This is a genomic window from Mesorhizobium sp. M0563 (assembly GCF_040321065.1).
In the GTDB taxonomy this organism is placed as follows: Bacteria; Pseudomonadota; Alphaproteobacteria; order Rhizobiales; family Rhizobiaceae; genus Mesorhizobium.
In genome coordinates, this window is record NZ_JAMYQV010000018.1 from 1 (window position 1) to 12,565 (window position 12,565).

10 protein-coding genes are annotated in these 12,565 nt (G+C 64.1%); 9 read left to right on the plus strand and 1 reads right to left on the minus strand.

What is annotated here, in order from left to right:
- Positions 1-201: 201 nt before the first annotated feature.
- On the plus strand, positions 202-1,455 hold the full coding sequence (gene tyrS, locus NKI50_RS21500; RefSeq protein ID WP_352640089.1) for a tyrosine--tRNA ligase: 1,254 nt from the start codon (positions 202-204) through the stop codon (positions 1,453-1,455).
- Between the two features lie 246 nt (positions 1,456-1,701).
- Here the strand turns inward: tyrS and NKI50_RS21505 are convergent, their stop codons facing one another.
- Entirely contained in the window at positions 1,702-5,079 is a 3,378-nt protein-coding gene (locus NKI50_RS21505; protein WP_352717514.1) for a hypothetical protein, read from the minus strand.
- Positions 5,080-5,175: 96 nt separating this feature from the next.
- Between NKI50_RS21505 and NKI50_RS21510 the strand changes: the two genes are divergently transcribed.
- From NKI50_RS21510 to NKI50_RS21545, 8 genes are all read left to right on the plus strand, one after another.
- Positions 5,176-5,643, plus strand: coding sequence for a peroxiredoxin (locus NKI50_RS21510; protein ID WP_023717351.1), 468 nt, complete (start codon positions 5,176-5,178; stop codon positions 5,641-5,643).
- Positions 5,644-5,781: 138 nt separating this feature from the next.
- Positions 5,782-7,062, plus strand: a complete 1,281-nt coding sequence (locus NKI50_RS21515; RefSeq protein ID WP_352717516.1) for a M23 family metallopeptidase — start codon at positions 5,782-5,784, stop codon at positions 7,060-7,062.
- Between the two features lie 224 nt (positions 7,063-7,286).
- Positions 7,287-8,723: an FAD-binding oxidoreductase gene (locus NKI50_RS21520; protein WP_352640086.1), complete on the plus strand. Its 1,437-nt coding sequence runs from the start codon at positions 7,287-7,289 to the stop codon at positions 8,721-8,723.
- Entirely contained in the window at positions 8,720-9,460 is a 741-nt protein-coding gene (locus tag NKI50_RS21525) for a FadR/GntR family transcriptional regulator (protein WP_352481187.1), read from the plus strand. Before NKI50_RS21520 ends, NKI50_RS21525 begins: the two co-directional genes overlap by 4 nt.
- Before the next feature lie 2 nt (positions 9,461-9,462).
- Positions 9,463-9,900: a VOC family protein gene (locus NKI50_RS21530; protein WP_023717347.1), complete on the plus strand. Its 438-nt coding sequence runs from the start codon at positions 9,463-9,465 to the stop codon at positions 9,898-9,900.
- Positions 9,901-9,990: 90 nt separating this feature from the next.
- Positions 9,991-11,019, plus strand: a complete 1,029-nt coding sequence (locus tag NKI50_RS21535; protein ID WP_352640093.1) for an ABC transporter substrate-binding protein — start codon at positions 9,991-9,993, stop codon at positions 11,017-11,019.
- A complete protein-coding gene (locus tag NKI50_RS21540) occupies positions 11,019-11,792 on the plus strand; it encodes an ABC transporter ATP-binding protein (RefSeq protein WP_352640085.1) in 774 nt (257 codons plus the stop codon). Before NKI50_RS21535 ends, NKI50_RS21540 begins: the two co-directional genes overlap by 1 nt.
- Positions 11,789-12,544 (plus strand): ABC transporter permease, encoded by a 756-nt coding sequence (locus NKI50_RS21545; RefSeq protein WP_352481189.1) that lies wholly within the window; start codon positions 11,789-11,791, stop codon positions 12,542-12,544. The genes NKI50_RS21540 and NKI50_RS21545 overlap by 4 nt, the downstream gene beginning before the upstream one ends.
- Positions 12,545-12,565 lie beyond the last annotated feature (21 nt).

A 12,565-nucleotide genomic window follows, 5' to 3' on the forward strand; every position in this document is an offset into this window, starting at 1 on the left:
CTGGCCCGTCTGCTTCACTGCCATCGCGATTCCCTCAGACCGTCCACCTCAGAGAATCACAATCAGCGAATTACGCAACAGGCCCACAGGGGGAGAAGGAAGAGGGCGGATTCCACTTTTGCTGATCGCGCTTGAGTGCTAAACGCCCGCCTTCATGCATAGCCGAGCCACGTTCGGCCGGAAGCCTTTCAGGAAAGAAAAATGTCCGCCTTCAAATCCGATTTCCTGCGCACGATGAGCGAGCGCGGTTTCATCCACCAGACCTCGGACGATGCCGCCCTCGACCAGCTTTTCGCCACGGACACGGTGAGCGCCTATATCGGCTTCGACGCGACCGCCAGGAGCCTGCATGCCGGGTCGCTGATCCAGATCATGATGCTTTACTGGCTGCAGCAGACCGGCCACCGGCCGATCGCTTTGATGGGCGGCGGCACCTCAATGATCGGCGATCCGTCGTTCAAGGACGAGGCGCGCAAGCTTTTGACGCCGCAGGACATCGAGGACAATCTGGCCGGCATCCGCCGCAACTTCATGCCCTACCTCAAATTCGGCAGCGGCCCCAACGACGCCGTCATGATCAACAATGCCGACTGGCTGATGGATATCAACTACGTCAATTTCCTGCGCGATGTCGGCAGGCATTTTTCGGTCAACCGCATGCTGGCCTTCGATTCGGTCAAGCTCCGGCTGGACCGCGAGCAGTCGCTGTCGTTCCTCGAATTCAACTACATGATCTTGCAGGCCTACGACTTCGTGGAGCTCTACAAGCGCCTCGGCTGCCGGCTGCAGATGGGCGGCTCCGACCAGTGGGGTAACATCGTCAACGGCATCGATCTCGGCCACCGCATGGAAGGCGCGCAGCTTTATGCGCTGACGACGCCGCTGCTCACCACTTCGTCCGGCGCCAAGATGGGCAAGTCGGCCTCGGGCGCGGTCTGGCTCGATGCGGAGATGTTGAGCCCGTACGAGTTCTGGCAATATTGGCGCAATACCGAGGATGCCGATGTCGGCCGTTTCCTGAAGCTCTACACGACCTTGCCGCTCGCCGAGGTCGCGCGCCTCGAACGGCTCGGCGGCTCGGAGATCAACGAGGCCAAGAAGATCCTCGCCACCGAAATCACCGCCATGCTGCATGGCCGCGAGGCGGCGGAGGAGGCCAGCGAAACGGCGCGCAAGACATTTGAGGAAGGCGCGCTCGCCGAAACACTGCCGACCGTCGAGGTGGGCAGGGCCGAGCTCGAAGCCGGCGTCGGAATATTGTCGTTGTTCGTCACCGCCGGGCTGGCTGGGTCAAACGGCGAGGCGCGGCGGCATATCCAGGGCGGCGCCGTGCGCCTCAACGACCAGCTCGTTGCCGACGATCGCAGGATGGTGACGCTGCAGGATATGGGCCTGGAAAATGTCGCAAAGCTGTCGCTCGGCAAGAAGAAGCACGTTCTGGTGCGGCCGGTTTGACGCGCAACCGTTGGTGCCGGGGGGACAGCGCCCCCCTCTGTCCTGCCGGACATCTCCCCCACAAGGGGGGAGATCGGCTTTCGCGCCGGCTTTCGCCAATCTACACGTTGCAGGAAGAGCGCAGCGTGGAAGCTGCCAATCTCCCCACTTGTGGGGGAGATGTCCGGCAGGACAGAGGGGGGCGCGAAGGATCACTACAGAGCGTCGGTGTCCACCCGCCTACCCTGCCCGCCTACCCTGGCCGCCTCAACGATACTCGAAGATCGACCGGAATATCCCGGGCGCGATCACGGATAGCGGATTTACCTCCAGGTTGGGCTTGTTGGCGTTGCCCTTGAGCCTGTAGGTGACGCCGATCAGGCCGCGGTCGCGACCGTTGCCGAGCAGCGCGCCGATCAGCGGCAGTTCGCCGAAGATGCGGTTTACGCCGTAGGCCGGCATGAACGTGCCGGTGATGTCCATATTGTTGTTCTGGTCGTAGAGCGTGCCCTGGAAGGTGGTGCCGATGCGCGAGCCGCGCAGCACGCCGTTGCGCAGCTTCAGATAGCCGCTGCCCTTCTCGATTTCGCTGAAACCGCGCTCGAACTTCACCCTCGACGTGTCGAGATTGCCTTTGACCGCCTCGTTGAGGCTACGGCTGTCGCCAGCCGGCGTCGTCGACACGATCGAGGCGAGCTTCGGCTCGTTGACGATAAAGAAGTTCTTGGCGTCGACCTGGCCTTTCATCGGCCCGTCGCCGGCCCCGGTGAGTGCCAGCGTGATCGAGCCGCCTTCCATGTGCTCGTAGATGTTGAGGAAGCGCAGTATGGCACCGGCATCGGCCGACTTCATGTTGAGCGCGCGCAGGCCGCCGCCGGTCGTATTGCTGATGGTGATAGCGGCTCCCGAATCTGCCGTGGCGCTCACCTTGAGCCCGTTCACCCTGGAGCCGGCGGCGCTGTAGTCGAGCTTCAGATTCGATAGCACCTCGTCATGGAAGCCGGTCAGGGAACTGACGTCGGCGCTGACCGAGATCGTATCGACGCCGGTGGTCTTGGTGGCGGTGTCGACGTCGGACGTGAATTGCTTGATCAGCGAGCGTGCGTCCAGCGCGCTGCCGCTAACCTCGACCGCATAGGCCTTGCCCGACCGCTTCACCGAGACGGCGACGTCGTCGCCCCTGTTCAACGTGACCTTGCTGAACCGGGCCGAGGACAAGGCGCCGTTGACCAGCACCGCGCTGCCGTCGATGGAGAAGGTCTTGCCGTCGAGTTCGAAATTGGACAGCGTCGTGGTGTCGCCGGTCTTCGCCATGGCGAAGGTGACCTTGGCGGGGATGCCGGGGCCCTTGCTCCAGCCGGCCCAGGGAATGTCCAGCCTGGCATTGGTCAGGTCGGCCGACACGTTCTGGTTGCCGGTGCCGCTCTTGTCGATCGCCACCTTGATGGTTCCGGAAAGCAGCGTCGACAGGCCAGGCATGGCGGTGGCGCGGGTCTTGTCGTCGAGCACCAGCGCTACTTTACGACTGCGCGGCGGGCCGCCATCCCTGAGCGGCTCGATCAGGTCGAGCTCGGCCGGAATGCCGTTGAGCAGCGCCTTGGCCGAGATCACCGCCCGGTCGGGTGCGACGGTGATCGAGCCGTCGGCATGGCTGACCGTCTGGCCCTCGAACGGCTTGGCCAGCGACAGGTCCTTGTAGTCGAGCGCCACCAGCCAATCGAGTTTGGAGGAGTCGACGCCGGACTGCAGCGGAATATCGGCCTTGACGTGGCCGGTCACCGTGCCGGACAGGTCGTCCGGCAGCAGGCCGACATGGCGCATGGCGTTGATCGGGTCATAAGATGCCAGTTCGGCGATCGCCGGCGCCTCGCCGGCGACATCGATGTCGAGCGCGCCGATCACCGGCGGATGGTTCGCCGCCTTGACGGTGAGCGTGCCGTTGCTTGCCGCCACGGTACGGCCGCTCGGCATATAGACGCTGCCCGAGGACAGCGCGACGTCGACGTCGTTGCCGTGGAAGCCGACGACGCCGACGGCATCGCGGATCGGCGGAATACGGCCGGCCGTGTCGAAGCGCGATCCTTCAACCTGGAATCGGCCGAAGACTTCATCGGCGGAAAGCGGCACGCCGTTGCCGAGCCGTCCGGGTACGACCTGGAATTGCAGGCTGCCATCGACGACGCGGCCGCCGAACAGGTTCTTAAGCACCCACAGCCTGGCATTGCGCGCCGAAAACCACGGCCATAATTGCTTGACGTGCGAGACCGGCATGTCGTGGACATTGAGCGCCACCGAAATGCCCGGCGCCTGGTTGGCGACGAATGAAACCGAAGCCGTGCCCAGCACTTCGCTGCCCGGTCCGGACCGGACGCCGATCTGCTCGGCGACCAGCTTTTGGCTCGTCGGCTGGTAGATGCCGGCAATACGGGCAATGAAGCTGAGCGCCGGTTCCGGCGAATCCGACGGCGCCAAGGTCGAACCGTCGCTGGTCAGGTCGTAGCGATAGGATGGCTCCTCGCCCGCTGTGCCGGTCGCCGGCTTCGGCCCGATCGAACCGGCAAAATCGAAGGTCGAGCGGCCGGTCTTCACCAGCAATCCGTCGACCTGGATCTTGTTCGAACCGGCGACGAGCGTTGCATCGAGATCGACGTCGGCCGGAAGCAGGCCGCGCGAACCGAGATCGAGCACCGATCCGGTCAGCGACAGGGCAGCGGTCAGCCGCGAGCCGTTGTCGCCGGCCGCTTCCGACCCCGCCAGCTTCAAGGCGATTGCGCCCAATTTGCCACCTGCAGCCGCAGTGTCGGCGTCGGCCGCCTGGATGCTGGCGTCCAGCGTGGTGATGCGTCGCGTCGCCGGATCGCGGGTGGCGGAAGCGGCGATGGTGAGCGCCCTGCCGTCGACATCCGCGTCGGATGAAAACTCCATGCTTCCCGGTCCCGACTGCGATACGGAGGCGTCGGCGATGGTGACCGACTTGACCGATCCGGTCTCGGGCAGTGCCAGCTCGACATTGCGCAGATCGATCTGGCGCACCGAATCCTCGCGCACCGCATCGAGCGCGCGGTTGACGTTGGCGAAGACGGCGGCGGAAAGTTTTTCCGGATCGATGAGGCCATCCTGGTTGCGCAGCCCGGCCGTCCAGTCGCCGCCGGACGGCATCGCCGCCATGACGATGTGCGCGTCGGAAATCCGGGCGCTGGTCAGCCGCACCTCGCCCGAAAGCAGCGGGATGAGCCGGATGCCGAAGCGGACCCGGCCGGCATCGGCCATCGGTTTGCCGTCGGCGGTCTTGAGGCTGACGTCGCTGACCTGCAGCGCAATGAAGCTCGACCCGTCAAGCGTCAGCCGGGCCGGCCCGACGGCAACGTCGACATCGAAGCCGGCCAATTTCTCGATTGCCGTCTCGGCTTCCGCGCGAAGCCGCTCCGAGCCGAAACCGGACACGCCGATCGCATAGACACCGGCCGCAGCCAGCAGCACAAGGGCGACGAGGCCGGCAAACAGCCGCGCCATCAAACGAACGCCGCGACCGATCGACGCCTGGCCGAGCGGCGGGACGCGGCACGCGGACGGAAAGGTCCCCAGGTCGGTGATCTCGTCACGCCTGAACCTGATCTTCTCGTGCTGCGGTAGCTCCTGATCCACGCAATCTTCCGTTGAAACGAATTCGATCGTGGACGAATCCCCGCTCGACATTATATCGATGCAGCCTGGCGCGTAACCTCAAACAAGGGCATCGGTATGGCTGACCTCGACGTGGGCGATGTTGCGCCGCAATTCGATCTTCCGCGCGACGGCGGCGGTTCACTCAGCCTCGCCGCACTGCTGGGAAAACCCATCGTACTCTATTTCTACCCACAGGACGACACCACAAGCTGCACCAGCGAGGCGATCGGCTTTTCGCAGTTGAAGCCGGAATTCGAAAAGGCCGGCGCTGTCGTCATCGGGCTGTCGCCGGACAGCGTCAAGAAGCACGACAAGTTCAAGGCGAAATACGATCTGAGCATCGACCTGGTCGCCGACGAAGAGCGCAAGGTGATCGAGGCCTACCATTTGTGGGTCGAAAAGAAGCTCTACGGCCGCATTTATATGGGCGTCGAGCGGGCGACGTTCCTGGTCGGCCGGGACGGACGCATCGCCAGGATCTGGCGTAACGTCCGCGTCAAAGGCCACGCCGAAGCGGTGCTGGAGGCGGTTCGCGCCCTTTGAGAGCTGCGGCACGCCGCTACAATTCGATGCCCGTTTTGCGCGAATACCTTTGCCCGTCGTTCGGTCCGGCAAAACTTTGTTAACCCTAATAATGTGTAATCAGGCTCGTCGTTGGTGTCGTAACGAAAGCTTGGTCCCGTGAACGTAGCCAGTCAGTCAGCGGTCTTCGGCAGACGCAGAGAGCCCCACACCGTCATCATCGCCCGGGGCGACCAGATAAGGCATTTCACCATACGTCCGTGGCTGGCCGCATTTTGCGGCTCGGCGCTGGCGGCGATCGTCATTGGCTACCTGCTGGCGACCTCTTATCTGGTGCTGCGCGACGACCTGATCGGCGCCACGACGGCGCGGCAGGCGCGCATGCAGCAGGCCTATGAAGACCGCATCTCGGCATTGCGCGGCCAGGTCGACCGCATCACCAGCCGCCAGCTTCTCGATCAGCAGTTGATGGAAACCAAGGTCAGCGAATTGCTGGAACGGCAGAGCCAGCTCAGCCTGCGTCACGGCCGCCTCGCCCCGATCCTCGAACGAGCAGAAAATGAGGTCGCAACGCCGCCCGTGCCGACGGCAAAGCCGGACGAACATGCCGACGCGACCGGCAGCATCCAGCCGATGGCCTATTCCGTCGCCAGCCTTGCTGCGCCCCTTGCCAGCAACGACACGAGGCCGTTCTCGCTGTGGTCGACCCGCGCCAATCCGCTGCCGAGTGAAAGCGCGGCCGACCGGGCAGACAAGCTCTTCGTTTCGATCAACAACTCGCTGAAGACCATCGAGAGCCAGCAGCTCACCCGCATCGCGGCACTTGCCGACAATGCCTACAAGAGCGCCGACGCGATCTCGCAGGCGCTCGAGGCCGCCGGCCTGCCGGTCGACAGCGAATTCGAAAAGAGCGATGTCGGCGGCCCGCTGATACCGCTCGACAGTTCGTTGGTCTTTGACAGCAAGGTCAAGGAGTTGGACGAGGCGCTTGACGCGCTGGATCATCTGAAAAAGAAGGCGCGCCGGCTGCCGCTCGCCAACCCCGCCCCCGGCCATAGCGTCACCAGCCCGTTCGGCGTGCGCACCGACCCCATCCTCGGCACGGCCGCCTTGCATTCCGGCATGGATTTCAGGGCGCCGGTCGGCATGCCGGCCAAGGTCACGGCAGCCGGCGTCGTCGTCAAGGCCGGCTGGAACGGCGGCTACGGCCGCATGGTCGAGGTCGACCACGGCAACGGTTTTGTGACGCGTTACGGACATCTCAGCAAAATCGACGTCGCCGTCGGCCAGAAGCTCGATGCCGGGGACATCATCGGCAAGACCGGCAACAGCGGCCGCTCGACCGGCCCGCATCTGCACTACGAGGTTCGCCACAATGGCGAGGCGATCGACCCGCTGCGGTTTTTGACCGTCGGCAAGAAGGTCGAGCGGTATCTCTAGGAGCCGGGCTGCTCCTCAGACGACCCAGCAATTGAGCGGCATCGGGCCGGCGCAGCCAGGCCAAGGCGGCCTCACCTAAGTATCCTCGGGCGATCGCCCTTCGCTCTATTCTCCCCAGCAAACATTCGGCTCCAGCCCTTGAGGGCCTCTGCCCCACAGCGTTGACTCCGACGCAGTTGTAGGATGATATGTATAAGCCTATGCCTCAGTCCAGCAGGCTTGTAATGACCGTTCATGGTATCCCGCCTGAAATTCTGAATGCTCTGGAGGGCGCTGTCGGACAAAGCGGCGTGACCGCCGACGCTGCCGGCATGGCGAAATACCTTTTGGACTGGTCCGGGGATCATCGCGGCGGAGCCCTTGCGGTGCTGAAGCCTGCTTCCGTCAGCGAAGTCCAGGCTGTGGCGCGGCTCTGCGGCACGCTCGGGCTCGGAATCATCCCACAGGGCGGGAACACGGGGCTGGTGGCGGGTGCAATCGACATCGACTCCCGTGGCGCGGTGGTCGTCAGTCTGGAGCGGTTGAACGGCATCCGTCTCGTCGACGCCGACAATTTCGTCCTGCAGGCCGATGCCGGCTGCATCCTGCAGCACATCAAGGATGCGGCAGAAGCAGAGGATTGCCTGTTTCCGCTGGCGCTCGGCGCGCAGGGAAGCTGCCAGATCGGCGGCAATGCGGCCAGCAATGCCGGCGGCACCAACGTGCTGCGCTATGGCATGGCGCGCGATATCATCCTCGGCCTCGAAGTCGTCCTGCCCGATGGCGAGTTGTGGAGCGGCTTTTCCGGCCTGCGCAAGGACAATCGAGGCTACGACCTGAAGCAGCTCTTCATCGGCAGCGAAGGAACGCTCGGCATCATCACCGGCGTCGAGCTCAAGCTGTTTCCGAAACCGGCCCGGGTCGAGACCGCTTATCTCGGTCTCGTTTCGTTCGAAGCGGCCATCACCCTGTTCCGGCAGGCTCGCCGGGCCTCATCCGATCTGATTTCGGCCTTCGAGATCATTGGATCGGAGTGCATCGCGCTCGCGCGCTTGATCGATGCCAACATCGTTTCGCCGGTCGAAGCTCCCGTCCACGTGCTGATCGAACTCTCCGCAAGTGCTACCGTCGATCTGCGCTCCATGCTGGTCGATTTCCTGGCCGGAGCCATTGAGAGCGGTCTGGTTGCCGAGGCCGTCCTTGCTGAAAGCGTCGCACAGGCTAGGGCCTTCTGGGCGATCCGCGAAGGGCTGGTCGAGGGCCAGGCAAGACGCGGCTACCATGTGCGCACCGACCTTGCGGTCAGGATATCGGACATCCCTGCCCTCATCGATCAGGCCCGCCAATTGGTGGCGCTGGAACATCCTGGTTGGCTGCCGCAGGCCTATGGTCATGCCGGCGACGGCAACATCCATTTCAACGTGCTGCCACCGCTTGGGCTCGCCGAGGGTGAAGCTCGTGCCCAGGGCGCGGAGATCACCGCCGGACTCTACCAGATCGTCGGCGCGCTTGGCGGCTCGATCAGCGCCGAGCACGGTATCGGCCGCACCCGTCATCGCACTTTCTGGGCCGGCCTGGCGCCTGCCCATCGCCGGCTCATCACGGCCCTCAAAACAACGATCGACCCTCAGGGGTCAATGAATCCCGGCTGCCTGCTGCCACCAATGGAGACCTTTCCATGAAGCAAAGACTGGCCGCTATCGGCACGGTGGAGGCGCTGCCGCATCGCGTCGCCGCATTCCTCAGCCGCGAGATCGAATCCGGCGACCTCAATCCGGGCACGCGGCTGCCGACCGAGCAGCAGCTCTCGGAAAAATTCGGCGTCAGTCGCAATGTGGTGCGCGAGGCGATCGCTCAACTCAGGGCCGATGGCATGATCGAAGCCCGGCAAGGCGTCGGCGCCTTCGTGCTGGCGCCGGAGCAGCGCGCCTCGATCCGGATCGATGGCGAGGCGCTGAAAGCGACCGGGAATATGGAGCGGCTGTTCGAGCTGCGTTGCATACTGGAAGCCGAGTCAGCTGCGCTCGCCGCCGAACGGCGCGGGCAGGAGCACCTCGACGCAATCAAGGCGGCGCTAGACCGGATGAGCGGCGAGGAGCGCTGGGAAGAAGGCAGCATCGACGCCGACCTTTTGTTCCATCGCGAGATCGCACGGGCGACCGGCAACAATTACATCCACACCTTTATCTCCTTCGTTTGCGAGCAGATCCGCCGCTCGATCCACTACGCGCGCCTCACCAATCCGCTGCACGACCTGGTCGAAGTCAATGTCGGGGAGCATGTGCGCATCTACGAGGCGCTGGTCGCGGGCGATCCCACGGCCGCCGAGGCGGCGATGCGCGCCCACATCGTCGGCGCCGCCGACCGCGTCGGCGTCAAACTGCCAGCATCGCGCGCCGCGCACAGCACAGGGAGGTAGCCATGCCGGTCGGAGGCGCATATGCGATTTCGGACGTCTGCCTGCTCGTCGAAAATATCGAGCGGACGGTTGAATTCTATGTCGAAAAACTCGGCTTCCGCCTGCGGCGTCGCGCCGAGGGCTTTGCCGACTTTCATGGCGAGGGCGTCACGCTGGCGGCGTGGGAGATCGATCACATCAACCGGCACACCGGCGTCTCGAAGTTGAGGTCGCCGCGCCAGGCGCACAAGGTCTGCGTGGCGGTCAGGCTAGACGCGCCCGGCGAGATCGACCGGCTCCATGGCGAACTGGCAGCCAAGGGCGTGCCCTTCTACGGCCCGCCGGAGGATTATGTCTGGAACGCGCGCTGCGCATATTTCACCGATCCCGACGACACGCTTTGGGAACTATACGCCTGGCTCGACGGCGGCCCCGGCGACTATCACGACGAACAGCCGTAGACGACGCCGCGCCACGGGAACGGCGCGCAATGAAGAGACGAGAACGTCTTGCAACAGGAGCAAAAAATGAGTGGGAACAGAGACTACGACATGAACCGCCGCAGCTTCGTGAAAGCCGGCTTCGCCGCTGTCGCGGCAGCTTCGGCCGGAATGCAGCTCGTGCTGACGCCGGGCGCCAAGGCTGCCGGAAAGGTCGTCATCCAGTATGATTGGCTGATGTCCAACGGACAGATTGGCGACATCGCCGCGGTCGCCAACGGCTATTTCAAGGAGGTGGGCCTCGAGGTGGAATTCAGCCCGGGCGGTCCCAATGCGGCGACGGTGCCGCCGGTGATTTCGGGCGCCGCACAACTCGGCCAGTTTTCCGAAACGCCGCAGCTCTACGCGGCGCGTGCCAGCGGCGTGCCGGTGAAGATCATCGCCTGTGGCTTCCGCACCGGTCCCTATGCCTTCACCTCGAAGCCTGCCAAGCCGATCCGCGGCGTGGCCGACCTCAAGGGCAAAAAGATCGGCATCCAGCCGACGGCGCGCTTCGTCATCGATGAGATCCTGGCCAAGAACGGCATTGATCCGTCCGAGGTCACCGTCGTCAATGTCGGCTTCGACAAGGCGCCGCTGGTGCGCGGCGACGTCGACGCGATTGGCGGATGGATCACCAACACCCAGGCGCTGAGCGTCGTCGGCGACGACAGGATCGATCTTCTGGTGCGCGACCTCGGGCTGAACTCCTATGCCGACGTCTATTTCGCTACCGACACAGCGATCGAACAGGATGCGGAAATGCTGGCGAAATTCATCGGCGCCGTCGCCAAGGGCTGGGGCTGGGTGCACGCCAATCCGCAGGAAGCCGTCAAGAAGATGGTCGAAGCCTATCCGGAAATGGACCTTGGCTGGGAGCAGAAGACGATCAATCTGGTGCTGAAACTCTCCTTTGACGGTGCAACCGTCAAGGACGGATGGGGAACCTTCGATCCCGCCTCGATCGAGGAGCAGCTGGCGCTGCTGGACAAGGTCGGCCAATACCCGAACGGCCGGCCCGCGGCAGCCGATGTCTACACCACCAAGATACTCGAATTGTCGGCCGCCGACCGACCCAAGCTCGACGCGCCCGCCGCTTGATGGCGAAGGCGATCGAGGCCCGCAGGCTGGATGTCGGCTATAGCGGCCGGCAGCCGGTGGTGAAAGTGCTCTCCGGTCTCGACCTGTCGGTCGAGGCCGGCTCCTTCCTGTCGATCCTTGGACCTTCGGGATGCGGCAAGTCGACGTTCCTCAGGGTGGTGGCCGACTTGCTCGATCCGCTCGGCGGCTCGATCACCGTGCTTGGCGACACACCGCATGCTGTCCGTTCGCGGCGCGATGTCGGTTTCGTCTTCCAGGACTCGACCCTGCTGCCCTGGCGCACCGTGCGCGACAACGTCCACCTGCCGCTCGATGTCGGACAAGGCCGGCTTACCCGGACAATAGACGATCGAACCGACGAGCTGCTTGATCTGATGGGGCTTGCCGGGTTCGGTGAGCGTCTGCCGCACCAATTGTCCGGCGGCCAGCGCCAGCGCGTGGCGATCGCCCGGTCACTGCTCGGGCAACCCAGGCTGCTTTTGATGGACGAGCCCTTCGGTGCGCTGGACGAGATCACCCGCGACCGCCTCAACGACGAGCTTTTGTCGTTGTGGCGGCGCACCGGCGCGACCATCCTTTTCGTTACTCATTCGATCGCCGAAGCCGCCTATCTCGGAGAACGGGTCATCGTTCTCGCCGCCAATCCGGGCCGCCTGGCGAGAGACCTCGACATGCGGCCGTTCAAGCAGGCAGGCAACCGCTGTTCGCGCGAGGATCCGGCGATCGTTGCCGCGATGGCCGAACTGCGCGGCGCGCTGGAACAGGCCTCATGAGGCAGGCGCCCTTGCCATCGGCGCTGGCCGTCGCCCTGCCCGTTTTTGGCGCGGCCTCGATCCTGCTCGCCTGGCAGTTCCTGCTGCCATGGCTCGGCGTGCCGGCCTATATCGTACCGACGCCGACGGCCATATCAGGCGTGTTCCGGAAGAGTCTTGCTTTGCTGCTCAGCAATCTCTGGCCGACGCTGATCGAGGCGCTGGCGGGATTTGTCATCGGCAATCTTGCCGGTGTGCTGCTGGCGGTGCTGTTCGTGCACAGCCGCATCCTGCAGGCGGCCTATTTTCCGGTCGTGCTGTTCTTCAACACCATTCCCATCCTGGCGCTGTCGCCGATTATCATCCTGATCTTCGGGCTCGGCATGACGCCGAAGATCGTGATCGCGGCGGTGATCTGCTTCTTCCCGACGCTGGTCAACATGATCCGCGGGCTGGACTCGGCCAGCGACAACGAGCACGAACTGTTCCGGGTGCTATCGGCTACGCGCTGGGAGATCTTCTGGAGCCTGCGCCTGCCAAGAGCATTGCCGATGCTGTTCTCCTCGCTGAGAATTGCTTCGGCCACGGCCGTGATCGGCGCTATTGTCGGCGAGTGGATCGGGTCGGATAAGGGCCTCGGCGCGCTCATCATCCAGGCGACCTTTAACTATCAGTCGGACCGGCTCTATGCGGCAATCGTGCTGTCGTCGTCCTTGTCGATCGCGATGTTCTCAATCGTGGTTCTGCTGGAGCGCCGTGCCATCCGCTATTGACCATTCCGTCGAGCGGCCATC